Below are 25426 nucleotides of genomic sequence, written 5' to 3' on the forward strand. Positions count from 1 at the left end.
GTTCACTTTGTTTCCATAGCCGTTCAGCCTTTGTTCTGGCGATGCTGTTCAATGGTCCGCACGTCGGCCTCGGAGAACTCCAGGGATCCGGACGTGCGCAGTGCACGTGGGAAAGCGCGGCGCCGCTGCGCGGCATCCATGCATTCCCGCGTCGGATGCAGCCACGCACCTCTCCCGCTCAGCACAGCGCGCTCGTCCAGGACGAGTTCACCATTCCGGGCAACCACCCTGATCAGGGCGGATCTAGAGGCACGTTCGCGGCAACCGACACACGTTCGTACAGGTTCCATCCTACACCTCGGCCTCGGGTGTCCGTTCCCCCGCGCCGGGGTCAGTCCATGACGCTGTCGGGCTGGATGTCGATCTTCGCCCCGGTGAGCTTCGCGGCGAGGCGGGCGTTCTGCCCCTCCTTGCCGATCGCGAGCGACAGCTGGTAGTCGGGGACCAGCGCGCGGACGGCCTTCGTGCTGGCGTCCAGCACGAAAGCGCTGGTGACCTTCGCCGGCGACAGCGCGTTCGCGACGAACGTCGCGAGGTCGGGGTTGTGGTCGACGATGTCGATCTTCTCCCCGGAGAGCTCCTCGGTGACCGCGCGCACGCGACGACCGAGCTCACCGATGCAGGCGCCCTTGGCGTTGATCGACGGATCGTTCGCCTTCACCGCGATCTTGGTCCGGTGACCGGCCTCGCGGGCGAGCGAGACGATCTCGACCAGACCCGCGGCGATCTCGGGGACCTCGAGCGCGAACAGCTTGCGCACCAGCCCCGGGTGGGTGCGCGACACCGTGATCTGCGGGCCCTTGGCGCCCTTCGCCACGCTCGTGACGTAGACGCGCAGTCGCGAGCCGTGCGTGTACTCCTCGCCGGGCACCTGCTCCTCCGGGGGCAGGATGCCCTCGACCGAGCCGAGGTCGACGTGGATCATCCGCGGGTTCGGACCCTGCTGGATGACGCCGGCGACGATGTCGCCCTCCTTGCCGCGGAACTCACCCAGCACGGCGTCGTCGGCGATGTCGCGGAGCCGCTGGCTGATGACCTGCTTGGCGGCGAAGGCGGCGATGCGGCCGAAGTCGTCGGGAGTGGTCTCCTCTTCACCGATGACCGCACCCTCCTCGTCGAGGACGGGCTGCAGCACGGCGACGTGACCGGACTTGCGGTCGAGGTGCACCCGGACGCCCTCGGTGGTGTCCTCACCCTCGGACGAGGCGTTCTTCAGGTAGGCCGTGAGGATCGCCTGCTCGATGATCTCGACGAGTTCATCGAAGGGGATCGCCTTCTCCTTCTCGATACCGCGCAGCAGTCCGAGTTCGATGTCCATGACGGCCTCCCTATTAAGCTCTCACCGCGGTCAGGTTCGCCGCGGGCATCCGTCCAGGATACCGGAACCAGCGACGAGGGAGGATTCGCGCTCTGGACGTGCGCATGCCGCTGCCCGCATACTGTGCGGCATGGTTCTCCCCGACGCGGCCCCCACTCGGTACGACACGATCGTGATCGGCGCCGGCATGGCCGGCACGACCTGCGCACGGATGCTGCAGGACGCCGGACATCGAGTGCTGGTGCTGGAGGCGAGGGATCGGTTGGGCGGGCGCATGCACACCGACAGGACGGCGGGATTCCCGATCGACCTCGGCGCGTCCTGGATCCACGGGATCGCCGACTCCCCGCTCTGGGAGCTCACGCAGGCGCTCGGCGTGCCGACGATCGAGTTCACCGTGGGCAGCTTCCAGGCCGGAGGGCGGCCCATCGAGGACTTCGACGGCGACGGCCGCCGGATGGATGCTGCGGAGAGCGCCCAGTGGGTGGAGGACGTCGCTCGCGCGGACGCCGCGCTCCTCGACGAGATCGCCGCTTCCTCCCCCGGCGACACCTACCTCGACGTGACCGAGCGGGTGCTGGATCGGTCCGGTCTCGAGCCGGAGCGCATCGACGAGATCCGCGAGTTCTTCCGGCACCGGGTGGAGGAGCAGTGCGGTGCCTGGATCGGCGACCTGGACGCGCACGGTCTCGACGAGGACGCCATCGAGGGCGACGAGGTGGTGTTCCCCCGTGGCTATGACGAGCTCCCGCACCGCATCGCCGCGGGCCTGGACGTGCGGCTGTCCGAGCCGGTGACCGCCGTCGCGCGCGGCACGGACGGTGTGCGGGTCACGACCACCGCGGACGAGCACCGCGCGGGCTCGGTCGTGGTGACCGTGCCGCTCGGTGTTCTCAAGGCCGGCGTGATCGCGTTCGACCCGCCGTTGCCGGAGCAGATCACCGGTCCGCTGGGCAGGCTCGGCATGGGCGTGTTCAACAAGGTCTTCCTGCAGTTCCCAGAGCGATTCTGGGACGAGGGCAGCTACGCGATCCGCGCGCTGGGCGAGCAGGGCGAGATCTGGCACTCCTGGTACGACGTCTCCGCGATCAGCGGGCGACCGATGCTGCTCACCTTCGCTGCCGGCCCGCTGGGCCGCCACCTTCAGGACGTCTCGGACGCCGGGATCATCACCGACGTTCTCGGCGCGCTGCGCGTGCTGTACGGCGACGGCGTCCCGGATCCGGTCGCGCACCGGATCACGCGATGGGGCGAGGACCCGTACTCGCACGGATCGTACTCGTACCTCGCGACCGGTTCGTCGCACGAGGACCACGACGCACTCGCGGGTCCGGTGGACGGAGTGCTGCACTTCGCCGGCGAGGCGACCTGGGGCGACGAGCCGGCGACTGTCGGCGGCGCCTACGCATCGGGCCATCGTGCCGCGGAGCGCATCCTCGGACGCCCCGTCGACCGGGCGGAATTCGCCGCGGGGCTCAGATGACGCCGCGCAGCCAGGTGAGAATCGTGTCCAGGGCCTCGGGGTCCAGGCGGGTTCCGGGGTCGTTGTAGCCCGCACCCGGTGCGGCGGCGCGCTCCTCGGGCGTGCGGACGTCCTCCTTGAGCACGTGGTTGGCGTGCTCCGGGAACGCGAAGGTCACGCGGGGCATGCCGTCGGCGGCGATCTGCAACGGCTCGCCGTCGAGCTCCGTGTCGACCTGCACGTCGCGGCGCCCGATCACCACGAGCACGGGGACGCGCACCGCGGGCAGCGTGTCGGTGGCATCCTCCGCCCACAGCTCGCGGGCGAACGGCAGATTCGCCGGCGTCTCGAAGCTCATCAGCACCGTCCGCAGCGGCTCGGGCAGTCGGTCATCGGGTGCCATCGACTCCCCTGCGCTGTACCGCGCTGCCGCCTGCTCCACCAGAGGCACCAGGTCGGCGCCACCGGGCACCAGCCCGAGCTGCGTGCGCAACTGGGTCAGCAGCACCGCACCGATGCTGCGCCCGGGCGGGGCCGCCAGCACCAGCCCTGCGAACGGCACCTCCTGTGCTGTCGTCGCGTAGTGCAGCACATGCAGGCATCCCTCGCTGTTGCCCAGCCCGACGATCCTCGCGGCATCCACGCCATCCTGCGCGGCGAGCGATCCGACCGCCGAGACCAGCTCGTCGAGGTGCGACTGCATGCTCATCTTCCCGATCAGCCGCGGTACGTTCTCGGCGGCACGCGGTCCGGAGGCGCGTTTGTCATAGCGCAGCGAGGCGATGCCCGCCTCGGCGAGCGCCTCGGCGAGCAGCCTCGCGCTGCCGTTGTCGCCCGGCAGCAGCGGCGAGGTCCAGTCCTGATCGGTGGGGCCGCTGCCTGCGACCATCACCACCGCCGGGTACGGTCCTCTGCCATCCGGCGCGGTGAATGTCCCGAACATCTCGATGCCGTCCAGCTGCCAGGTCACCTCTGCGGAGTGCGTCATGGACTCATGATGTCACTCGCCCGGAATCCCGCGCTTGTCCGCGTGACGGCGCGGGTCTAGCCTGAGCGCAACGGATCTCTGCGGATGCCGCCCGCATCCGCGCTGGGGAACGAGATCGGACCACCGTGATGCCGCTGGACATCCTCTTCATCGGGGCGGACGCCGGCGGGAACGTGCCGCCGGTGACCGCCGTCGCGCGTGAGCTCGTCACGCGCGGGCATCGAGTCGCGTTCGCCGGCCTGCTCCCCCGGCATCCCGGAGTGGAGCCCGTACCGCTGCCGGCACTGGTGGGGCATCAGCCGGGACTCGCCACGAACGGCGCGGCGCAGATGTCGGACATGGCCAGGATGGGCTTGAGCCGGACCATCGCGCGGCAGGTGCGGCAGGCGATCGCCCAGCGACATCCGGACGTCGTCGCGATCGACGGCATCATGATCGCGTCGATCCGCGAGGCGACGCGGCTCGGTGCTCCGACGGCCGTGCTGTTCCACTCGTTCGGCGCGCTCTGGGACGGCCGGATGTCGCGCGGCCCCGCCGGCACGGTCCTGGGGCCGGTCGGATTGAGCCCGACGGCGGTGTGGGGAGCGGCGGATGCCCGGCTGCTGCTCACCGATCGGGAACTCGATCCACTCGCCGATCAGGAGAACACGCTCGGATTCGAGTGGACCGGCACCACCGAGCGGGGAAGCGCACCGGCACCGCGGGCCGCCTCGGACCCCCCGCTCGTGCTGGTCAGCCTCAGCAGCGTCTGGCAGCGCAGGCAGGACGGCGTGTACCGGAGGGTGATCGCCGCCCTCGGCGGCCTGCCGGTGCGTGCCGTGGTCACCAGGGCGATGCCGCTGACCCCGCTGCGCGGCGACATCCCGCCCAACGTCGAGGTGCGCGGCAGATCGGCGCACGCCGAGATCCTGCCGCACGCGTCGCTCGTGATCGGGCACGGCGGGCACTCGACGACACTCTCGGCGCTGGCCCACGGCGTGCCGCTGCTGGTGCTGCCCATGAACAGGGCGTCGGATCAGCCGCTGATCGGCCGCGTGGTCGAGTCCCAGGGCGCCGGCCGGGCGCTGCCCCGGTCGGCGCTGGCCCCGGAACTGCAGAGCGCCATCACCGGGCTGCTCGCTGATGCGCGCGTCGCGGCGTCCGCGGCCCGCATCGGAGAGCGTCTGCGGGCCGAGCAGGGCGCGGCCGTCGCTGCGGACCGGATCGAGCAGCTCGCCGGGTCCTGACCGCGCTCAGCCCGCCGACGGCAACGCGTTGATCGCGCGGATCAGCCGGTGCAGCGACCCCACCCTGAACTGGTTGAGCACCAGAACGAGCCGCGGCAGGTCGACCGCGTCGTGATCGGCGCGCTCAGGCGCGAGCGGCTCGGTGCGCTCGATGCTGCCGCGCAGCAGCAGGTCGCCGAACCGCTCGTTCAGAGACTCGATCTCCGCGTCGGTCGGCTCGTTGCGCAGGCGCAGAACCAGCTGGTCGCCCACCCAGCGCAGCGAGTCGTAGTTGTGCCAGAAGCCGATGATCTCGCGGGAGGCCGCCTCGACGGAGTCGGTGATGAGCACCCGCTCCAGATCGTCGCCGGCGATGTATCCGCCTGCCGCGAGGCTGCCGTCGACGAAGGCCTTCAGCCCGTGCCAGAAGGTGCCGCCCGGCTCGTCCAGAAGCACGATCGGCACCGGCTCGGCTTTGCCGGTCTGCTGAAGGGTGAGCAGCTCGAACATCTCGTCCATCGTGCCGAACCCGCCGGGGAGGCAGACGAATCCGCGCGACTCCTTGATGAGCATCAGCTTTCGCGTGAAGAAGTACTTCATCGAGACGAGATTCGAGTCCTCGGCGACGACCGCGTTCGCCTTCTCCTCGAAGGGCAACCTGATCGAGACGCCGATCGACATCGCCCGTCCCGCTCCCTCCGCGGCGGCCTGCATGATGCCGGGACCGGCACCGGTGACGACCATCCAGCCGTCCTTCGAGAGCAGAGCGGCCACGTCGTGCGCCTGACCGTAGAGCGGGTCGGCCTCAGTGGTGCGCGCCGAGCCGAAGATCGTCGCCTTGGGCACGCCGCTGAGCGGCTGGAACAGGCGGAACGCATCTCGCATCTCGCTGATCGCCGCCGAGGCGATCTTCAGGTCGAGACGGTCGGTGCGATCCTGCCCCAGAGCGACAGCGGACTGCAGGATGCGCATGACGAGGGCCCTGTTGGCAGTGACGCCCTCCTCGTCGAGCAGCGCCGTGAGTCGGGCGCGGAGGTCGTCGGATGAAGGCACATCGGTCATGTCTCCAGCCTGTCACGCGGGACAGCGCCGAGCTCGTCGCCCTCGCCGGGCGAGTCGGGGCCGCCGCGGGGGCGCCCGTGCCGGAAGATGAGTGCTGCCGCGCTGCACAGCGCGCCGGGAGGAGAACCCCTGATGGCCAGGACGAAGCGGGCGCGTCACAGCGAGCTGAAGAACACCGCGTACGAGATCTTCATCGGCATCCTGTCGCTGCTGTCGATCGCGAACCTCGTGCTGGTCTACGTGTTCGCCGGCGACGGCGCGATGCAGCTGGTGCTGTCCGTGATGAACGCGCTGTTCAGCGTGATCTTCCTGATCGACTTCCTGTACCGGATCGCCACATCCGACACACCATGGAAGTACTTCTTCCGCGGCTTCGGGTGGGCCGATCTGCTGGCGAGCCTGCCGTTCCCCCAGTTCAAGGTCCTGCGCGTGTTCCGGCTGCTGCGCGTGTTCCGGCTCCTGAAGGCGCTCGGCGTCCGCCAGATCGTCTCCACGCTCGTGCACGACCGAGCGAACAGCACCCTGATGACGTTGCTGCTGCTGGGCATCCTGGTGCTGCAGTTCGGCAGCCTCTCGATCCTCGCCATCGAGGAGCACGCCAAGGGTGCGAACATCACCTCTGCGTCGGACGCGCTCTGGTACACGGTCGTCACGATCTCGACGGTCGGCTACGGCGACCAGTATCCGGTGACCAACGCCGGACGCGTGCTCGGCGTACTCATCATCATCGTGGGCGTCGGCATCTTCGGAACCTTCACCGGTTATCTGGCGAACATGTTCCTCGGGCCGTCCAAGGACGCACCCACCGCAGCAGATGCCCCGGCCGCGGATCGCACGGTCGATGCGGATGCCCCGGTCACAGCTGACACCGCGAAGGCGGCATCCGCGGGGGTGGCCGGCGGTGCGGCATCCGGAGCGGTCGCCGCGGGCGCGTCGGCGAAGGCCGACGCCGCCGGGCGCGAGGAGCGCCTGCGCGCGCTGCTCGCTCAGTCCGAGCGGATGCAGGCCGAGATCCGCGACCTGCTCGCGGAGCACTGATCCCTGACTCCGCCCGGAGCCATCACGCCTTCCCCGACTTCGGATCGCGTACGCGACACACCGCTGAAACGCCGGATGCCACGGCGTTTCAGCCGTGGCATCCGAAGTCGGGCGCGCTCGCGAAGCGCACGGGCCAAGCGGGAATCAGCCCAGACGGGCGACCAGCTCGGATGCCTGGACGGTCTCGCGCTCGCCGGAGCGGCGATCCCAGAGCTCGACCTGACCGTCGGCCGCACCGCGCCCCACGATCACGATGGTCGGCACCCCGAGCAGCTCGGCGTCACCGAACTTCACCCCGGGCGAGACCTTCGGACGGTCGTCGAAGAGGACGTCGCGACGGGTGGCCTCGATGTCGGCGGACAGCTGAGCGGCCAGCTCGAAGGCGACCTGGTCCTTGCCCGTGGCGATCACGTGCACGTCGAACGGCGCGATCGTCTCGGGCCAGATCAGACCCTTGTCGTCGCTGTTCAGTTCGGCGATCGCAGCCAGGATGCGCGTGACGCCGATGCCGTAGGAGCCCATCGTCACGGTGGTCAGCTTGCCGTTCTCGTCGAGCACCTTGAGCCCGAGCGCCTCGGCGTACTTGCGCCCGAGCTGGAACACGTGACCGATCTCCATGCCGCGGGCGATGGTCACCGGGCCGGAGCCGTCGGGAGCCTGATCGCCATCGCGCACACTGGCGACCTCGACGAAGCCGTCCGCGGCGAAGTCGCGGCCCGCGGTCACGCTGTGCGCGTGCTTCTGGTCGATGTTCGCACCGGTGATCCAGCTGGTGCCCTCGGCCACCCGCGGGTCGACGAGGTAGCGGATGCCGGTGGCCGACTCCTCGCCCAGCACGGCGCCGGTCTCACTCCACGGGCCGATGTAGCCGCGCACGAGCAGCGGGTTCTTCTCGAAGTCCGCGTCGCTGGCCGGCTCGACCTCGGCAGGCGCGAAGGCGACCTCTGCCCGCTTCTCGTCGACCTCCCGGTCGCCGGGCACGCCGACGACGACGAGCTCGCGGGATCCGTCGAGGTGGGTCAGTGCGAGCACCACGTTCTTCAGGGTGTCGGCTGCGGTGTACTCGCCGTCGAGCACGGCGTTGCTGTGCGCGACGAGCGTGTCGATCGTCGGGGTGTCCGGCGAATCGAAGATCACCGGTGCGGCATCCGCATCGAAGGCGACAGGGGCGATCGCCGGCGTGGTGTATGCCTCGACATTGGCGGCGTAACCGCCGGCGGAGCGCACGAACGTGTCCTCACCGATCGGGGTCGGGTGCAGGAACTCCTCGCTGCGCGAGCCGCCCATCGCGCCGGCATCCGCCTGAACGATGACGTACTCCATGCCGAGGCGCTGGAAGATGCGCTCGTAGGCGTCGCGCTGCGCCTGGTAGCTCGCGTCGAGCCCGGCATCCGTGTAGTCGAAGGAGTACGCGTCCTTCATGGTGAACTCGCGGCCGCGCAGCAGACCTGCGCGCGGACGCGCCTCGTCGCGGTACTTGTCCTGGATCTGGTAGATCGACAGGGGCAGATCCTTGTACGACGAGTACAGGTCCTTCACAAGCAGCGTGAACGCCTCTTCGTGCGTCGGGGCGAGCAGGTAGTCGCCGCCCTTGCGGTCCTGCAGACGGAACAGCAGGTCGCCGTACTCCTCCCAGCGGCCGGTCGCCTCGTATGCCTCGCGCGGCATGAGAGCCGGGAAGTGCACCTCCTGAGCGCCGGCGGCCTCCATCTCCTCGCGCACGATCTTCTCGATCTTCGCCTTCACACGCAGGCCCAGCGGGAGCCAGGCGAAGATGCCGGCGGCCTGCGGTCGGATGTACCCGGCACGGATCAGCAGCTTGTGGCTCGCGACCTCGGCGCCTGCCGGGTCTTCACGGAGCGTACGGACGAAGAGATGAGAGAGACGGGTGACCACGGGACGATTCTACGGGTGGCCGCCCGTCCCCTTCACCATCGTCAGTTCAGCGCGCGGGTGCCCTCGGGGATCACGCCGTTCGCGTAGAGGCTGGTCGCGACGTCCTGCAGCGCGGTCAGCGCGACACGCTGCGGCACGGGACCGTACGAGATGCGGGCGACGCCGAGCGCCTGGTACTCCGCCGCGGTGAGCGCGCCGGGCAGCCCGATCACGCTGACCTTTCCGACGCCGATCCCGTCGACGAGCGTGCGGGTGGCATCCGCATCGAGGATACCGGGCACGAAGACGGCCTTCGCGCCGGCATCCAGGTAGGCGCGGCCGCGCTCCACGGCATCGGCGAGCTTGTCGGCGAGCGGCTTGTCGCCGCCGCGCACGATCGCGTCGGTGCGGGCGTTCAGCACGAAGGGCACGCCCTCCGCCTCACCGGCTCTCACGATCGCCTCGACCTGCGCCACCGACTCGGACAGCGGCTTCAGGCGGTCCTCGATGTTCGCGCCGACGACGCCCGCGCCGATGGCGAGCCGCGTGGTCTCGCCGGCATCTCCGTAGCCGTCGTCGAGGTCGGCGGACACGGGCAGTTCCACGGCGGCCGCGATGCGACCGACGAAGTCGATCATGATCTCGCGCGGGATCTGACCGTCGGCGTAGCCGAAGGTCGCGGCGATGGAGTGCCCGGCGGTGGCGAGCGCGCGGGTCTCGGGAAGGGCCGCGATGGCCTGAGCCGAGACCACGTCCCAGATGTTCACGACCCGAAGGATCTCGGGTGCGTCGTAGAGAGCGGCGAGCGACTGGGCCTTGTCAGCAGTGGTGGTCATGTCAGCCACGCTAACCCGGTGGCGGGCGCTGTGGGCCGATGTGTCCGAAGAAGGCGGAATAGGCTGACGCCATGCCTCAGCGCCGATCGCACATCGCAGATTCCGCCGCGCAGAGCGCCCTGGCCGAGGCCCTGGCCGCGGTGCGTGCGCCCTTCGACGTCCCGTTCCCGCCCGAGGCGGTCACGGAGGCTGAGAAGGCCACAGCGCCTGTGCCCGATGTCGATCTGCGCGAGGTCCCGTTCGCGACGCTGGATCCTGCGGGGTCGAAGGACCTCGACCAGGCGTTCCAGCTCGAGCGCAGCGGCAAGGGCTACACGGTGCGGTACGCGATCGCCGACGTGCCCGGTTTCATCACTCCGGGCGGTGCGCTGGATGCCGCAGCACGCGAACGCGGGCAGACCCTCTATGCCGCTGACGGCTCGATCCCGCTGCATCCGTCGGTGCTCAGCGAGGGCAGCGCCTCGCTGCTGCCCGATCAGGAGCGCCCGGCGCTGGTGTGGACGTTCGCGCTGGATGCCGACGGCGTCGTGACGGAGACGACGCTGCAGCGGGCACTGATCCGCTCGCGTGCCCAGCTGGACTACGTGAGCACCCAGAAGGCGCTGGACCGCGGCGAGGACTCCCCCGCCGCGCTGCTGCCCGAGATCGGCAGGCTGCGACTCGAGCAGGAGGCGGCGCGCGGCGGCGCCAGCCTGAATCTGCCGGACGCCGAGGTCGTGCACACCGGCCCTGGCAGATACGACATCGAGATGCGGCGTCCGCTGCCGATCGAGGACTGGAATGCCCAGCTGTCGCTGATGACGGGCATGGCCGCGGCGACGATCATGCTCGATGGTGGCATCGGCGTGCTGCGCACGATGCCGCAGCCCGATGATGCAGCTTTCGAGGCCTTCCGGGTGCAGACGAAGGCGCTGGGCCGGCCGTGGACCGACGGTCGGTACGGCGACTACCTACGGGGGCTCGACCGCGCGGATCCGCTGACCCTGCCCATCCTCGAGGCTGCGAGCGCGCTGTTCCGCGGCGCCGGCTACGTCGTCTTCGACGGCGCACCGCCGGAGGAGCGGATGCAGGCGGCGATCGGCGCTCCGTACGCGCACGCCACTGCACCGCTGCGCCGGCTCGTCGACCGCTGGTCGCTCGCGATCTGCCTGGCGCTCTCGCAGGGCGGGAGCGTTCCCGACTGGGCTCGCGAGGGGCTGGCGGAGCTGCCGAAGCGGATGCAGGAGTCCTCTGCTCGGGCGTCGCAGCTGAATGCGCAGACCATCGATCACGTCGAGGCGGCGCTGCTCGCCCCGCTCGTCGGCACGGTGTTCAGCGCGACCGTCCTTCGCCCCGCGAACGGCGAGGGGAAGGCGACCGTGCAGATCGCCGACCCCGCCGTGACCGCGCGCGCCCCGATCCCGTCCGGCGCGAAGCCAGGGGATGTCGTGCGCGTGCGTCTCGACGCGGCGGACGTCCGGACGGGCACGGTCACGCTCTCCGCCACGGGAGACCGGTGAACGATCGACTGGATGCCGCGCAGCGCGCCTGGATCGACGACCGACTGCCGGGTGCGGAGTTCGTCCAGGACATGTCCTGGAACCTCGTCGACACGACAGTGCTGCACGTCCGCGCAGGCGGCACGGACTTCGTCGTCAAGGCCGCCGGTCCTGACGACACCCACCTGCCACGCGAAATCGCCGCACACCCCGCCTACGTCGAACCACTCGCGCTCACCGGGCAGGCCGCGCGCCTGATCGACGCGGGTGCCACCGCCCGCATCATCCTGCTCGAGTACCTGCCCGGCGCGCTGGTGCTCGGCACGAACGCCGAGCACGAGCCGGACACGTACCGGCAGGCCGGTGAGTTGCTGGGCCGGCTGCACCGGCTCGCGACACGGGCGGATGCCGGATACGAGGCGCGCGCGACCGCTCGCGCCCTGCACTGGCTCGACCAGCCGCATCGGCTGGATGCCACGGCCGCTGAGCGGGCCCGCGACATCCTGTCCTCCGCTCCGACGCCGGCTGTTCGCCTGGTCCCGACCCATGGTGACTGGCATCCCCGCAACTGGCTCGACGACCGCGGCACCGTGCGGGCGATCGACTTCGGGCGCTTCGCCTTCCGTCCGGCATCCACCGATCTCACCCGCCTCGCGGCACAGCAGTGGCGCGAGAATCCGGAGTTCGAGGCGGCGTTCTTCGAGGGCTACGGTCCGGATCCGCGCGATCCGGAGCTGTGGCGTCTGGAAGCGCTCCGCGAAGCGATCGGCACCGCGTGCTGGGCGTACAAGGTCGGCGATGAGCGGTTCGAGAACCAGGGGCACCGGATGCTGGCCGAGGCGCTCGCCGCCTTCTGAGCAGGCACCGCCGCTACGCTGGCCGGATGCCCGGCATCCAGATCCGCGACTGTCGCGACAGCGACGCGGCGGCGACCCTGCAGGTGTTCCTCGACGCCGTCACGGTCACAGCTGCGGCCGACTACTCGCCGGAGCAGATCGCCGCGTGGGCGCGACCGGAGAAGCGCAGCATCGAGGAGTGGAGCGCGGCGATGCAGCGGCTCGCCGGCATCGTCGCCGTCATCGACGGTCGAGTCGCGGGGTTCTCGGACGTCAGCGCGGAGGGGGACATCGACATGATGTTCGTCTCCCCCGACTTCACCCGCCGTGGCGTGGCCCGCGCACTGCTGACCGAGCTGGAGAGTCGCGCCAGGACCGCCGGAACGCCCGTCCTCTCGGCGAACGTGAGCGTCACAGCCCGTCCGTTCTTCGAGCACGTGGGCTTCTCGGTCGAGGCCGAGCAGCATCCGGTGATCGACGGCGTCGAACTCACGAACTTCCGCATGATGAAGCCGCTCGGCTGATCGTGAGGGCTGGATAGCATGGCCGGATGCGCCACCTGATCCGCCTCTCCGACTGGGACCGCGCCGACGTCGAGCGTGTGTTCGCCCTCGCCGACGAGTACGAACGAGGCGCCGGGCCACGCCGCGAGGGCTGCGCCGTGATGTTCTTCCCGAGCAGCAGCCTGCGCACCCGAGCCTCGTTCGAGCGGGGCGCGCAACTGATGGGCCTGCAGCCGATCGTGTTCCCGCCTGATTCTCTCGAGAAGCCCGAAGCACTCGCCGACGTCGCCGGTTATCTCGCGTCGTGGGCGGACGTGCTGGTCGTGCGGCACCGGATGCAGATCATCGAAGAGCTCGCCGCATCGAGTCCGATTCCCGTCGTCAACGCGATGACCGAGCTCAGCCATCCGTGCGAAGTGCTCGGCGACGTCTACGCCCTCGGCCGCACGCGCGACCCGCAGAGCCTGCGCTTCCTGTTCGTCGGCGCCGACGGCAACATCGCCCGTGCCTGGCGGGAGATCGCCGGCGTTCTCGATCTCGACCTGGTCCAGTGCTGCCCGACCGCGATCGCGACGCCCGGGACAGCGCACACCGAGGATCTCGCCGGCGCAATCGCGAGGGCCGACGTGATCATCACAGATGGTCCGGGGCAGCACGCCGAGGCACTCGCGCCGTTCCGCATCACCGCCGACCTACTCGACTCGGCTCCGGCGGGCGCGCAGTTCATCCCCTGTCCCCCGCACGTCGCGGGTCGAGAGGCGACCAAGGCCACATTCCTGCATTCGGCCTTCGCCGGGCACAGCTTCAAGAGGACGCTTCTGCCCGTGCAGCAGGCAGTCATCTCGACCTGCCTCGCCTGACCGCTCAGGATGCCGGGGGTTCCTCCCCCGATTCGACGAGGGCCTTCAACGTGTGCAGCGAGGCGGCGAGGTAGCTCTCGTAGCGCCGCATCCACGGGCCGAGTGTCGCCTGGAACGCGTCAGCGTCGATCCGGTACCGCTGGTTGCGCCCCTCACGCTCCGACACGACGAGTCCCGCGGCGCGCAGCGCCATCAAGTGCTTCGAGATACCTGATGCCACCAGCTCCGGGAACTCCTCGGCGAGCTCACCGACCGTGCACACACCACGGTCGGCGAGCAGGTCGAGGATGCGCCGGCGCGTCGGATCGGCGAGTGCCCGGAACGCGGCATCCGAAGGATCGGTCATTCGTCCTCCACGAGCGCGGCGAGCTGCTCCAGGATCCGGTGCTTCGCGATGCCGCGCTGGTACGCGTCTCGGGTGCCGCGCCAGTCCTCCTTGCCGATGCCGGCGAAACCGTCGTGCACGAGAGCGGCCGCGGTACCCGCCTCGGTCGGCCGCAGTTCGATGACGAGCCGGCCGGGATGCTCCCACCCGGCATCCTCTTCCAGCCAGGACAGCACCAGTCGCCCTTCCGGCACGAGTTCGAGCACGCGGCCACTGATGGCCGTGTCGTCCGGTCCGGTCATCCGGTAGGAGCCGCCGACGGCCAGGTCGATCTCCAGGTCCGCGCCGATCCAGCGGCGCAGGCCCTCCTGGGTCTCCAACCACCGCCACACGGCGCTGGGGCGAGCAGCGATCTCGAGGGAATGCGACACGTCGGGCATGATGACCTCCTGTATTACCAATCAGTAAACTTTACTGATCGGTAAGAGATTAGGTCCGGCCGACGCCGGCGTCAACCCCGATCCACCTGTGCGAACTGCGCGGCACTGTACCGGTCCCCCTGCACGCTGTCGGCGAGGGCGTCGAGCTCGGCGAGTTCAGCGGGCGTCAGCACCAGATCCACGGCCGCCAGGTTCTCCTCGATACGGGAGATCCGCCGGGTGCCGGGGATCGGCACGATCCACGGCTGCTGCGCGAGCAGCCAGGCCAGCGCGATCTGTCCCGGCGTGGCATCCTTCGCTGCGGCGAGCGCGGTGACGTGCGCGATCAGCGCGGCGTTCGCCGCGCGGTTCTCCTCGGTGAACCGCGGCAGCCCGTTGCGCATGTCATCGGATGCGAACGCCGTCGCGGTGTCGATCGCCCCCGTGAGGAAGCCGCGGCCGAGCGGGCTGAACGGCACGAAGCCGATGCCGAGTTCACCGAGCACCGGCAGCACCTCCGCCTCCGGGTCGCGGGTCCACAGCGAGTACTCGCTCTGCACCGCCGTCACCGGCTGCACGGCATGAGCGCGACGGATCGTCGCCGCGGACGCCTCGGACAGTCCGAAATGGCGCACCTTGCCCTCCGCGATGAGTGCGGAGACCGTGCCGGCGACTTCCTCGATGGGCACGGCCGGGTCGACGCGGTGCTGGTACAGCAGGTCGATCACATCGGTGCCGAGTCGCCGCAGCGAGGCATCCACGACCTCCCTGATGTGCTCCGGCCGACTGTCCAGTCCGTGCTCGCCGATGCGGAAGCCGAACTTCGTCGCGATGACGACCTGGTCCCGCACGGGCGCGAGCGCCTCTCCGACCAGTTCCTCGTTCACGTAGGGCCCGTACACCTCGGCGGTGTCGAAGAGCGTCACGCCGAGGTCGACCGCGCCGCGCAGCACGCCGATCATGTCGTCGCGACTGCCCGGGTTGGGCCCGTAGGTCTGGGACATCCCCATGCATCCAAGGCCGATGGCCGAGACGTCGAGTCCCTGGCCGAGGGTTCGCTTCTGCATGTCATGCTCCTTCGCTGTCGGTGATGCGGTCATGCTCGGCCAGCGCGCGGATCCCGCGAACAGCCGAGTACGGCTTCATGTACAGGACCTCGCCGATCCGCTGCTCCCGCGCCCGTCGCAGGCGCCGGGCCAGATCGGGCCGCAGGTCCCAGAGGTAGGCCCGCGCGAGCTCCGCATGCGGGGAGTTCGACACGATCCTGATCACGTCGGCGTCCTCGATCAGCACGATCGCGTTCTGCACGTTCTCGTGCGTCGTACTGCTCAGCGTGTCGAGCCGGATCGGACCGGTGTATCCGCGTCGCCGCGCATACCCGGCGAGCAGCTCGGCCTCGGGGATCTCGCCGCCCACGGCGCCGCCGCAGAGGACGAGCACCGATTCAGCGGCATCCGGCGACGGCGAACGCAGCGCGGCGCGCACTCGATAGCGGTTCACGCCGTTGATGCGCGTGCCGCGGTTGCGGTAGCCGAGGACGACGATCGCCTCGCGCCGCGTCGGATGCCCGTCGTCGACGCCCACCCGGCGGCGGGAGGAGCGCTCGTGCACGACCTCCGACCAGACCAGGACGGCGGCGACCGCCGTGGCCCCGGCGACGGCCGCGCCCCGGAATGCCCTGCTCATCCGATTCGCGGTCACGTCCACCGACGCTACTCCCTTCGACGCGGCATGGGTCAGGGCCGGGTCACGAGGACCCGGCCCTGGAGGGCGGAATCAGCGGATGCCGGTCAGCAGGCGCCGAGGTCCTTCCACACGCCCCACTCGCCCGTGGTGCCCGGCTTCTCGCCGGTCGTCCACCAGGAGGCCTTCCAGGTGTGACCGGCCTCGCTCACCTGAGCGCCGCCGAGGTAGATGCCGGAGTCGCTCCACGCCGGTGCCGTGCAGGTGCCCGGGTTCGGCGTGGGCGTCGGATCGGGATCCGGATTCGTCGGTCCGCCGGTGCCCACGGTCACGTCCATGCAGTTGTAGAACGCGTTCACGGTGTCGGCGACGTTCCAGCGCGCGAGGATCGTGTGGTCGCCGGCAGGCAGATTCGACAGCGTGTGCTTCACCGTGGCCTCGGGCTGCCTGTTCCCCCCGTCGAACACCTTGAACGGCACACCGTCGACGAAGTACTCCCAGCTGCTCGTCGAGTGACGCGCGGTGATGTTCCAGGTGAGCGTGGCCGTTGAGTCGACCTTCGTGCGCGGCCACGGCTTGGACGCGTCGTCGAGGATCGCGTACTCGGCGTTGCCGCCGCTGCACTTCATCGATCCCTTCGGCGCCTCGACGCTCTGCGGCTCGTACGTGATCGATCCGCAGTCGAACGAGGTCGCGCCCGCCGCGCACTGCGCCTGGCGGCTCGGCGGATCCGTCACCCAGCCGTGTGCACCGGCTGCCGTCGCTGCGGCCCCGGCGACGAGGGCCCCGATCGCGATGCCCACCGCGATGATCCATTTCCGTCTCATTGCCTGTCTCCTCCGTGTCGTCCTTCACCGTCCAGCGGCCCCGGCAGCATCCGAGCGCCGTCGCCGAGCACGCTAGCGGCGATCGGGATCGGCACGCCCGGTTCCGGCGCAGGCATGTGGAAACCACGTACGGCGTAGCATCCAGCTGTGACCGCAGACCCGCTCGCCTCCTGGCTCCGCACCGACGCGCACCGGCTGCGCACGCTGGATCCGGACGATCCCGACGACAGCGACATCGAGCCGTTTCTCGAGATCATCGGCGATGCAAGGATCGTCGCGATCGGCGAGTCGATGCACCGCGTGCACGAATTCCTCGCCCTGCGTCACCGTCTGTTCCGCTTCCTCGTGCGCCGCGCCGGGTTCACCGCCCTGGTGATGGAGAGCGGGCAACCGGAGGGGCTCAGGGTCGATCGCTGGCTGCGTGACGGCGGCCCCGGGCTGCGCGACGTGCTGAACCGCGGGATCACCTACCGGTTCGGCGCCTGCGAGGAGCTGCTGGACCAGGTCACCTGGATGCGGGAGCAGAACGTCCGCGGCATCCCGGTACGGTTCGCTGGGATGGACATACCGGATTCCTCGGCCAGTGCGGTCCCCGGAATCCTCGCCGCCCTGGACCTGCTCGATGAGGCCGACCCGGCGTATGCGGCGCATGTCCGTGCTGCTGTGGTCCCGCTGTTCGACTATCTGCCCATCGATCGCTCCGGCCTGGCGCAGGCGGCACCCGCCATCCGGGCCTACCTTGCGCTCCCGCCGGAGAGCCGCAACGAGATCGCGGCTGCCATCGGTGACCTCGCCGCCCGCGTGCGGGCGCTGAGGCCCGATCTGATCGCACGCCTCGGCGGCGGGAGGGCAGCGATCCGTCGCGTCGACGAGGCGATCCACGCCGCGGAGAGCGCGCGCTCCGCCGATGACTTCCTGCGCGCGATGACGAGCGGCCCGGTTCGCACCTGGTCCCCTGCCAACATCCGGGATGCGTGGATGGCGGACTCCGTCGAGCGGGTGCTGCGCGACCAACCGCGCATCCTCGTCGCGGCTGCGAACGGTCATGTGCAGCGCACGCCGTTCTCCGCACCTCCGTACGTGCCGGACGCCATGACGACGCTGGGCGGACATCTCACGGAGCGGTTCGGGCCGGACTATGTCGCGATCGGCACGACGTTCGGCGGCGGTGACGCGTGGCTGCACCGGCCGGATCCCGCCGATGCACCCGGGCACTCCCGGCCCTTCGTGCAGCCGCTCGGCCCGCTGCTGCCGGACAGCGTCGACGCGGCATTGGCGCACACCGGGGTCGGCGATGCCATCGTTGATCTCCGGCGCGCGACGCCCGCCGCCGGGCACGCGCTGGACCGCATGACCGGTGTTCAGAACGGCGACGTACTGCAGCCGCTGTCCGTGCGGGAGGCGTTCGACGCGATCGCGTTCGTCGAGACCGTGTCCCCGTGGCACACCTGGCTGAACGAGTACGGCGTCGACGAGCGAGCCACGAGCTGACAGGTCAGACGGCGACGGCCGTCGTGGTCATCGTGAGCAGCTGGTCCTGCAGATCCAGCGAGACGGTGATCGAGGCGAACTCCGCGAGCGAGGCGGCGTGGGTTCCGCCGCACGGGATCGACGCGGTGCCCTCGGGCAACTCGCACTCCCAGCGGCGCATGTCGATGATCGTCGGGCCCTCGGTGACGATGCGGCTCGGGGCCCCTGAGGCCACCCAGGCGGCCAGCGTGGTGTTGATCGCCGCCTCGCGCTCCGCCACCGTCGCGGCGAAGGTCTCGGAGTCGAAGCCCGCCTTGCGCAGGCTCTTGCCGATCCGGTACTCGTCGACCGCGCCATCGGCGTGGATGAAGCTGGTCTGGTTCGCCCGGCCCTCGAAGTCCGGGTTGCCGAGTGCGTCGCTGCCCGGGTCCTTGCGCCACAGGTCGGCGAGGGCCAGGTCGAGGGCAAGGGATGCCAGGTGGCATGCGGTGTGACCGCGACTGAGGCCGGCCCGGCGCTCCGCATCGACCTCGAGCACAGCCGACGCCCCTGCCACGACGGATGCCGGGATCTCGCCCTCCGTGCGGTGGCCGACCAGCCACGTCCAGCCCTCCGCGCCGCGCTTGACCGGGATGTCGGTTCCCACGGCGAGCGCGCCGTCGTCGCTGACCGCCGCCATCACGGCCTCTGCCACATCGACACGCGCGCCGTCCACCGTGATCGTGCCGGAGTCCCCCGGCTGATCGGGCCAGGTGTGGTCGACCGGGTGGAACGGCGTGGCGTCTGTGACGACCACGCGTGAGCCGGAGTCGACGAGGAGCACCTCCCCGGTGCCGCTCAGAACGTTGCCGGGAAAGGAGACACGCGTCGGATGCATGACCTCAACGCTACGCGAAGAGCGGTCAGCGGTTCGGCGGGATGGTGACGCCGGCCGATCCTCAGCTGGTGACGACCTGCGCCGTGCCGAGCGGCGCGTCCGGGCCCATCTCGGCGGCGATGCGGTTCGCCTCCTCGATGAGGGTGGCGACGATGTCCTCCTCGGGCACGGTCTTGATGACCTCGCCCTTGACGAAGATCTGGCCCTTGCCGTTGCCGGATGCCACGCCGAGGTCGGCCTCGCGGGCCTCACCCGGGCCGTTCACGACGCAGCCCATGACGGCGACGCGCAGTGGCACGGTCATGTCCTTCAGCCCCTCGGTGACATTGTCGGCGAGGGTGTAGACGTCGACTTGCGCACGTCCGCAGGACGGGCAGGAGACGATCTCGAGCTTGCGCTCGCGCAGATTCAGCGACTGCAGGATCTGGTGCCCGACCTTGACCTCCTCGGCCGGCGGTGCGGAGAGCGACACGCGGATGGTGTCTCCGATGCCCTCGCCCAGCAGGATGCCGAACGCCGTCGCGCTCTTGATCGTGCCCTGGAAGGCAGGCCCGGCCTCGGTGACGCCGAGGTGCAGCGGCCAGTCGCCGCGCTCGGCGAGCATGCGGTACGCCTTCACCATGACGACGGGGTCGTTGTGCTTGACGGAGATCTTGAAGTCGTGGAAGTCGTGCTCCTCGAACAGCGACGCCTCCCACACGGCGCTCTCCACGAGCGCCTCCGGGGTGGCCTTGCCGTACTTCTCGAGCAGGCGCCGGTCCAGCGAACCGGCGTTGACGCCGATGCGCAGCGAGACCCCGGCATCCTTCGCCGCTTTGGCGATCGCCCCGACCTGGTCGTCGAACTTGCGGATGTTCCCCGGGTTCACGCGCACCGCTCCGCAGCCGGCATCGATGGCCTGGAAGACGTACTTCGGCTGGAAGTGGATGTCGGCGATGACCGGGATCTGGCTCTTCTTCGCGATGATGTGCAGCACGTCGGCGTCGTCCTGGGACGGCACGGCGACGCGGACGATCTCGCAGCCCGATGCCGTCAGCTCGGCGATCTGCTGCAGGGTGCCGTTGATGTCGGTGGTCTTCGTGGTCGTCATCGACTGCACGCTGACGGGGGCGTCACCGCCGACGAGCACCTTGCCGACCCGGATCTGACGGGACTTGCGACGAGGGGCGAGGACTTCCGGGACGCGCGGCATCCCCAGGTTCACTGCTGGCACCCCTCCAGCGTACCCGGGCGTCACACGCGGAGGCCTGATGCCCGCTGTGTGGTAGCTTCGCGGTATGTTCGCGAACCGTTCCTGGTGGCCCGCCTCCTAGGCGGAGTTTCGCGTACCCACGAGAATCAGACCGCCTTCCGGGGCGGTCTTTTTGCATCCCGCGCCGGATTCCCCGATACAGGAGACCCGATGGCCATCGCCGACCGCCTGCACGCCCTCACTGCCGACCCCGACGCATCCTTCGTGCTCATCGCACGCGACGGCGGCGTCGAGCTGCTCACCGGCGCCGTCGCCGACGTGGATCTGCTCGCCGACATCCCGCTCGCACCGGACCGCGAGGTGTTCGCACTGGTCCCCTACCGTCAGGTGCGCGAGCGGGGCTTCGAGGCCCAGGACGACGGCACTCCGCTGCGCTGCATCCTCGTCGACGAGCACGACGAGCTGGATGCCGCCGAGCTGATCGCGGCGCTGCCGAATGCCCCGATCGCGCTGCGAGACGGCGCCTTCGACATCACCGACGAGGACTACGCGGCGATCGTGGAGCAGGTCATCGACGAGGAGATCGGCCGCGGCGAGGGCGCGAACTTCGTGATCCGTCGCGATTACCGGGCTTCCTTCGACGCCGACGACCGCACCGCCGCGCTGACCTGGTTCCGCGCCTTGCTCGAGCACGAACGTGGTGCGTACTGGACCTTCGCGGTGATCACTCCCGGCCGCATCGCAGTCGGCGCGAGCCCCGAGGCCCACGTCGTCGCCCGCGACGGGATCGTCACGATGAACCCGATCTCGGGCACGTTCCGGCATCCGTCCGGGGGCGCGACCAAGGCCGCGCTGACCGAGTTCCTCTCCTCCACGAAGGAGACCGAGGAGCTGTTCATGGTCGTCGACGAGGAGCTCAAGATGATGAGCCAGGTCTGCTCGGACGGCGGCCGCATCACCGGCCCGCACCTCAAGCAGATGTCGCGGCTCACACACACCGAGTACATGCTCCGAGGGCAGAGCAGGCTCGACCCGCGCGATGTGCTGCGCGAGACGATGTTCGCGCCCACCGTCACCGGGTCGCCGATGCAGAACGCCTGCGCCGTCATCCGCCGGCACGAGCAGACTCCGCGCGGCTATTACTCCGGCGTGGCTGCGCTGTTCAGCCCGAACACGCACGGCGGTCACGACCTGGACGCGCCGATCCTGATCCGCACCGTCTACGTCGGCGATGGGAGCCTGTCCGTGCCTGTGGGCGCCACCCTGGTGCGGCACTCCGACCCGTACGGCGAGGTCGGCGAGACGCATGGCAAGGCCGCGGGCGTGCTGGGCGCGATCGGCGCGATCGAACGCGACCACGCGGCAGAGGCGCGCGATGACGCGGACGCTCCCGACGCCGCGACCTCGCTCGCCGATGACCCCGAGGTCTCCGAGCTGCTCGCCTCGCGAAACGCGCGCCTGGCCGATTTCTGGCTGCAGCCGCAGGACGCCGCGGCCTCGGGCCCCGTCGCCGGCCGGACCGCCCTGGTCGTGGACGCGGAGGACCGCTTCACGACCATGCTCGCCCACCAGTTGCGGCATCTCGGTCTCGACGCCCGCGTCGTGCCGTGGGACGCCGTGACCGACGACGAGATCGACGCCGCCGACCTGGTCGTCGCCGGCCCCGGGCCCGGCGACCCGCGGGATGCCGCGTCAGCGCGCATCGCGCGGATGCGGCAGGTCGTCACTCGCCGCCGCGCAGCGGACGCTCCGCTGCTCGCCGTGTGCCTCAGCCACCAGATCCTCGCGGACTCGTTCGGGATCGACCTCGTGCCGCTTGATGCGCCGCACCAGGGCGTGCAGAAGACGGTGCCGGTGTTCGGTGAGGACGCGTCGGTCGGCTTCTACAACACGTTCACCGCGCGGGTCGCTCCCGGCACCGCTTCCGTGGCGGATGCCGAGGTCTCGGCCGATGCGAACACCGGAGACGTCTACGCGCTCCGCGGCGAGCGCTTCGCGTCGATCCAGGGCCACCTGGAGTCGATCCTGTCGCGCGACGGCATCCGCACCCTGCAGCGGCTGGCGGAGCACGCCCTGGCCTGAAAGGCCCTTCGTCACTTCGTCTCGCTGCGCTCGCTCAGGAACCGGATGAACACCCCGGACCCTGAGCGAGGAGCGCAGCGACGAGACGAAGGGCGTCAGCCCAGCAGGTTCACCGGCTTGAGCAGATCGGCGACGATCAGCAGCGCACCCATGCCGATCATCACCACGGCGACGACGACGGTGAGCGGCACCAGTCGCGTGGCATCCACCGGCTTCGGCGCCCGGCGTCCGGTGAGCCTGGCCCAGGTGCGCTTGATGCCCTCCCACAGTGCGACGGCGATGTGACCGCCGTCCAGCGGCAGCAGCGGGATGAGGTTGAACACGAACAGGGCGATGTTCAGCGCGCCGAGCAGATACAGCAGCGTGGTCAGGCGGTTCAGGATCGGGCTGTCGGTGACGGCCACGTCACCGGCCAGGCGTCCGACGCCGACGACGCTGAGCGGCCCGTTCGGGTCGCGCGGCGCTCCGGCGAAGACGGTCTCGCCGACGCTCCACATCTTCTGCGGCAGGGTCACGATCATCGAGGCGACGCCGCTGACCTGCTGCCAGGTCATCTCCGCTCCGGTTCCGATCGGCTGGCGCACATACGCCTGCTGCGAGGTGATTCCGGCATAGCCGACCTCGTGCATGACGGGCTTGCCGTCCGCATCCACCACGGGCTGCCCCTTGGCATCCACCTCCTGCCGCTGCGCAGGAACCGGCGTGAGGGTCGTGTCGACCTGTGTGCCGTCGCGCTCGACGACGACGGGCAGCGCGACGCCCGGCGAGGCCTGGATGATGGCGGATGCCTCGGCGAAGGTGGACACCTTCTCACCGTCGACGCTCACCAGCACGTCGCCGGGCTGGATGCCCGCCTCGGCGGCGGGCGCTGTCGGGTCGCCCGGCTTGCAGGTGGTCTGACTGGAGCCGGCCGGCACCACGCACTCGCTCACGGATGCCACGGTCGTGGTGGCCTGCAGCAGGCCGATGCCCGAGGCGACGACGGTGAAGATCAGCACGCCGAGGATGAGGTTCATCAGCGGGCCGCCGAACATCACGATGATGCGCTTCCAGACCGGCAGCCTGTAGAAGACGCGGTCCTCGGCGCCCTCGGCGATCGTCTCGTCGTTGGCGGAACGGGCGTCCTGCACCAGTTTCGAGAACAGACCGGTGGCCTTGCCGGTCTCCTTCGACGGCGGGTACATGCCCGACATCGAGATGAACCCGCCCAGCGGCAGCGCCTTCACGCCGTACTCGGTCTCGCCGATCTGCTTCGACCACAGCCGCGGGCCGAACCCGATCATGTACTGGCCGACGCGCACGCCGAAGAGCTTCGCGGGCACGAGATGCCCGATCTCGTGCAGTCCGATGGACAGCGCGAGACCGATCAGCATGAACAGGATGCCGCCCAGGTACAGCAGGATTTCCACCAGATCACCGTACTGGCCGAGGCGAGGAATCCGCTGTGACCGCGGCAGGGATCCGCAGACCGCGTGGGAGACTGGAGGCGTCATGGCCACCGTACCCGCCTCCGCTCCCCTGCCCCCCGTCCTGCGTCCCGAGCGCCCGCCGCACCGGTCGCTCGCCGATCTCGCCGAGCGCTTCGACCTCGGCATCCGAGGGGATGTCTCCGGCCTGACGGCTGCGGGCATCACTCTGGCCACCGCGGATCTGCGCGAGGGCGAGGTGTTCGTCGGCATCCACGGTGCTCGCAGGCACGGCGCGGAGTTCGCCGGGCAGGCCGCCGCGCAGGGCGCCGTCGCGATCCTCACCGACGCCGACGGCGCGGAGATCGCCGCCCCGAGCGGGCTGCCGGTGTTCGTCGCCGACGACCCGCGCGCCGTTCTCGGCGGGATCAGCGCCTGGCTGTACGGCACCGACCATGACATGCCGGAGCTGCTCGCCGTCACCGGCACCAACGGCAAGACCAGCACCGCCCACGTGCTCGAGGCGATCCTGAACCAGCTGGGCGTGGTCACCGGCCTGAGCTCCACGGCGGAGCGGCACATCGCCGGGCAGACCATCGTGTCGCGGCTGACGACGCCGGAGTCGTCCGAGATGCACGCGCTGCTGGCTCTCATGCGCGAGCGCGACGTCGAGGCGGTCGCCGTCGAGGTGAGCGCCCAGGCCCTGTCGCGGCACCGCGTCGACGGCATCCTGTTCGACGTCGCCGGCTTCACCAACCTCACCCACGACCACCTCGACGACTACGGCGACCTCGAGACCTACCTCGAGGCGAAGCTCGCGCTGTTCCGCCCCGACCGCGCCCGTCGCGGGGTGGTGTGCGTGGACACCGCCTCGGGGCTCGAGGTCGTCTCGCGCGCGGAGATCCCGGTGGTCACCGTGGGTGCACCGCAGCTCGCACAGGATCCGGATGCCGCGGCCGGCGCCGACTGGACCGTCCGCATCGAGGAGGAGACGCAGCGCGCCACGACCTTCACCGTCCGTGCGCCGGGCGGAGCGGAGATCACCACGACGATCCCCGTGATCGGCGCGCATATGGCCGCCAACACCGGTCTCGCCATCGCGATGCTCGTCGAGGCCGGCCACGACTTCGACCGGATCGCAGAGGTCCTGCTGCGGGACGGCGAGGTCCGGGCTGTGCTGCCCGGCCGCACCGAGATCGTCTCCGGCGAGCGCGGCCCCGTGGTCTACGTCGACTTCTCGCACACCCCCGACTCGTTCGAGAAGACCCTCGCCGCGGTGCGCAAGGTCACTCCCGGCAAGGTGCTGATGATGTTCGGGGCCTCCGGCAACCGGGACACGCTCAAGCGGCCGATCATGGGTCGCGTCGCCGCCGAGGGCGCCGACATCGTGCTGGTGACCGATCACCATCCCCGCTACGAGGAGGCGGCACCCATCCGAGCCGCACTGCTGGAGGGCGCGCGCTCAGCGGGGACGGAGGCCGAGATCCTCGAGGTCGCGGCTCCCGAGGAGGCGATCCGCACCGCGGTCGCGATGACCGGCGAGGGCGACGCGATCCTCTGGGCCGGCCCAGGTCACCAGGACTACCGCGAGATCGACGGGGTGCGCACCCCGTTCTCCGCGCGCGCCCTGGCCCGTCAGGCGCTGCGGGATGCCGGGTGGCCGGCGGCTGACGACCACTGAGAC

24 protein-coding genes are annotated in these 25426 nt (G+C 70.1%); 10 read left to right on the forward strand and 14 right to left on the reverse strand.

Annotated features, from left to right (window positions below):
• Positions 1–23: 23 nt before the first annotated feature.
• The gene (locus ACFVAE_RS04185; protein ID WP_378888214.1) at positions 24–290 is read right to left on the reverse strand and encodes a YlxR family protein; all 267 of its coding nucleotides are present in this window, start codon (positions 288–290) and stop codon (positions 24–26) included.
• A 41-nt stretch (positions 291–331) separates the two neighbouring features.
• Positions 332–1318 carry a transcription termination factor NusA gene (gene nusA / locus ACFVAE_RS04190; protein WP_378888216.1) on the reverse strand — a complete coding sequence of 329 codons (987 nt, stop codon included), beginning with the start codon at positions 1316–1318 and terminating at the stop codon, positions 332–334.
• A gap of 130 nt (positions 1319–1448) precedes the next feature.
• On the opposite strand from nusA, the gene ACFVAE_RS04195 reads away from it, so the two are divergent.
• Positions 1449–2801, forward strand: a complete 1353-nt coding sequence (locus ACFVAE_RS04195; RefSeq protein ID WP_378888218.1) for a flavin monoamine oxidase family protein — start codon at positions 1449–1451, stop codon at positions 2799–2801.
• Here ACFVAE_RS04195 and ACFVAE_RS04200 read toward each other — a convergent pair.
• Complete coding sequence (locus tag ACFVAE_RS04200; RefSeq protein ID WP_378888221.1) at positions 2794–3768, reverse strand: alpha/beta hydrolase family protein; 975 nt, start codon at positions 3766–3768, stop codon at positions 2794–2796. The genes ACFVAE_RS04195 and ACFVAE_RS04200 overlap by 8 nt on opposite strands.
• Before the next feature lie 128 nt (positions 3769–3896).
• Between ACFVAE_RS04200 and ACFVAE_RS04205 the strand changes: the two genes are divergently transcribed.
• The gene (locus ACFVAE_RS04205) at positions 3897–4994 is read left to right on the forward strand and encodes a glycosyltransferase (RefSeq protein ID WP_378888223.1); all 1098 of its coding nucleotides are present in this window, start codon (positions 3897–3899) and stop codon (positions 4992–4994) included.
• Between the two features lie 6 nt (positions 4995–5000).
• On the opposite strand, the gene ACFVAE_RS04210 is transcribed toward ACFVAE_RS04205, so the two are convergent.
• Complete coding sequence (locus tag ACFVAE_RS04210; RefSeq protein WP_378888225.1) at positions 5001–6035, reverse strand: TIGR00730 family Rossman fold protein; 1035 nt, start codon at positions 6033–6035, stop codon at positions 5001–5003.
• 132 nt (positions 6036–6167) lie between these two features.
• Here ACFVAE_RS04210 and ACFVAE_RS04215 point away from each other — a divergent pair, with 132 nt between their 5' ends.
• Positions 6168–7073 carry a potassium channel family protein gene (locus ACFVAE_RS04215; protein ID WP_378888227.1) on the forward strand — a complete coding sequence of 302 codons (906 nt, stop codon included), beginning with the start codon at positions 6168–6170 and terminating at the stop codon, positions 7071–7073.
• Positions 7074–7217: 144 nt separating this feature from the next.
• Here ACFVAE_RS04215 and ACFVAE_RS04220 read toward each other — a convergent pair whose 3' ends face one another.
• Positions 7218–8969: a proline--tRNA ligase gene (locus ACFVAE_RS04220; protein ID WP_378888229.1), complete on the reverse strand. Its 1752-nt coding sequence runs from the start codon at positions 8967–8969 to the stop codon at positions 7218–7220.
• A gap of 41 nt (positions 8970–9010) precedes the next feature.
• Positions 9011–9784 carry an isocitrate lyase/phosphoenolpyruvate mutase family protein gene (locus ACFVAE_RS04225; protein ID WP_378888231.1) on the reverse strand — a complete coding sequence of 258 codons (774 nt, stop codon included), beginning with the start codon at positions 9782–9784 and terminating at the stop codon, positions 9011–9013.
• A 71-nt stretch (positions 9785–9855) separates the two neighbouring features.
• On the opposite strand from ACFVAE_RS04225, the gene ACFVAE_RS04230 reads away from it, so the two are divergent.
• From ACFVAE_RS04230 to ACFVAE_RS04245, 4 genes are read left to right on the forward strand one after another with little or no spacing between them, the layout of a single operon-like run.
• Positions 9856–11283: an RNB domain-containing ribonuclease gene (locus ACFVAE_RS04230; RefSeq protein WP_378888234.1), complete on the forward strand. Its 1428-nt coding sequence runs from the start codon at positions 9856–9858 to the stop codon at positions 11281–11283.
• The gene (locus ACFVAE_RS04235; RefSeq protein ID WP_378888236.1) at positions 11280–12119 is read left to right on the forward strand and encodes a phosphotransferase; all 840 of its coding nucleotides are present in this window, start codon (positions 11280–11282) and stop codon (positions 12117–12119) included. Before ACFVAE_RS04230 ends, ACFVAE_RS04235 begins: the two co-directional genes overlap by 4 nt.
• Positions 12120–12145: 26 nt before the next feature.
• Positions 12146–12622 carry a GNAT family N-acetyltransferase gene (locus tag ACFVAE_RS04240; protein WP_378888239.1) on the forward strand — a complete coding sequence of 159 codons (477 nt, stop codon included), beginning with the start codon at positions 12146–12148 and terminating at the stop codon, positions 12620–12622.
• Positions 12623–12648: 26 nt separating this feature from the next.
• Entirely contained in the window at positions 12649–13461 is an 813-nt protein-coding gene (locus tag ACFVAE_RS04245) for an ornithine carbamoyltransferase (protein ID WP_378888241.1), read from the forward strand.
• Positions 13462–13465: 4 nt separating this feature from the next.
• Here ACFVAE_RS04245 and ACFVAE_RS04250 read toward each other — a convergent pair whose 3' ends face one another.
• The 5 genes from ACFVAE_RS04250 to ACFVAE_RS04270 form a co-directional block, all read right to left on the reverse strand.
• Complete coding sequence (locus ACFVAE_RS04250) at positions 13466–13807, reverse strand: ArsR/SmtB family transcription factor (protein WP_378888244.1); 342 nt, start codon at positions 13805–13807, stop codon at positions 13466–13468.
• Positions 13804–14226: an SRPBCC domain-containing protein gene (locus ACFVAE_RS04255; RefSeq protein ID WP_378888247.1), complete on the reverse strand. Its 423-nt coding sequence runs from the start codon at positions 14224–14226 to the stop codon at positions 13804–13806. The genes ACFVAE_RS04250 and ACFVAE_RS04255 overlap by 4 nt, the downstream gene beginning before the upstream one ends.
• 71 nt (positions 14227–14297) lie before the next feature.
• The gene (locus ACFVAE_RS04260; RefSeq protein WP_378888250.1) at positions 14298–15272 is read right to left on the reverse strand and encodes an aldo/keto reductase; all 975 of its coding nucleotides are present in this window, start codon (positions 15270–15272) and stop codon (positions 14298–14300) included.
• Between the two features lies 1 nt (position 15273).
• Complete coding sequence (locus ACFVAE_RS04265; RefSeq protein ID WP_378888252.1) at positions 15274–15906, reverse strand: YdcF family protein; 633 nt, start codon at positions 15904–15906, stop codon at positions 15274–15276.
• Between the two features lie 89 nt (positions 15907–15995).
• Positions 15996–16715: a lytic polysaccharide monooxygenase gene (locus ACFVAE_RS04270; RefSeq protein WP_378888255.1), complete on the reverse strand. Its 720-nt coding sequence runs from the start codon at positions 16713–16715 to the stop codon at positions 15996–15998.
• A gap of 147 nt (positions 16716–16862) precedes the next feature.
• Here ACFVAE_RS04270 and ACFVAE_RS04275 point away from each other — a divergent pair, with 147 nt between their 5' ends.
• Positions 16863–18206, forward strand: coding sequence for an erythromycin esterase family protein (locus ACFVAE_RS04275; protein WP_378888257.1), 1344 nt, complete (start codon positions 16863–16865; stop codon positions 18204–18206).
• Between the two features lie 4 nt (positions 18207–18210).
• On the opposite strand, the gene ACFVAE_RS04280 is transcribed toward ACFVAE_RS04275, so the two are convergent.
• Positions 18211–19062 carry a hypothetical protein gene (locus tag ACFVAE_RS04280; RefSeq protein ID WP_378888260.1) on the reverse strand — a complete coding sequence of 284 codons (852 nt, stop codon included), beginning with the start codon at positions 19060–19062 and terminating at the stop codon, positions 18211–18213.
• 61 nt (positions 19063–19123) lie between these two features.
• Positions 19124–20275, reverse strand: coding sequence for a flavodoxin-dependent (E)-4-hydroxy-3-methylbut-2-enyl-diphosphate synthase (ispG, locus tag ACFVAE_RS04285; protein WP_378888263.1), 1152 nt, complete (start codon positions 20273–20275; stop codon positions 19124–19126).
• 189 nt (positions 20276–20464) lie between these two features.
• On the opposite strand from ispG, the gene ACFVAE_RS04290 reads away from it, so the two are divergent.
• Positions 20465–22336 carry an anthranilate synthase family protein gene (locus tag ACFVAE_RS04290; protein WP_378888265.1) on the forward strand — a complete coding sequence of 624 codons (1872 nt, stop codon included), beginning with the start codon at positions 20465–20467 and terminating at the stop codon, positions 22334–22336.
• A 95-nt stretch (positions 22337–22431) separates the two neighbouring features.
• Here ACFVAE_RS04290 and ACFVAE_RS04295 read toward each other — a convergent pair whose 3' ends face one another.
• A complete protein-coding gene (locus ACFVAE_RS04295; RefSeq protein WP_378888267.1) occupies positions 22432–23745 on the reverse strand; it encodes a M50 family metallopeptidase in 1314 nt (437 codons plus the stop codon).
• 82 nt (positions 23746–23827) lie between these two features.
• Here ACFVAE_RS04295 and ACFVAE_RS04300 point away from each other — a divergent pair, with 82 nt between their 5' ends.
• Complete coding sequence (locus tag ACFVAE_RS04300; protein ID WP_378888269.1) at positions 23828–25423, forward strand: Mur ligase family protein; 1596 nt, start codon at positions 23828–23830, stop codon at positions 25421–25423.
• The last annotated feature ends 3 nt before the right edge of the window (positions 25424–25426 follow it).

It is taken from the genome of Microbacterium sp. NPDC057659 (genome assembly GCF_042799915.1).
Classification (GTDB): Bacteria; Actinomycetota; Actinomycetes; order Actinomycetales; family Microbacteriaceae; genus Microbacterium.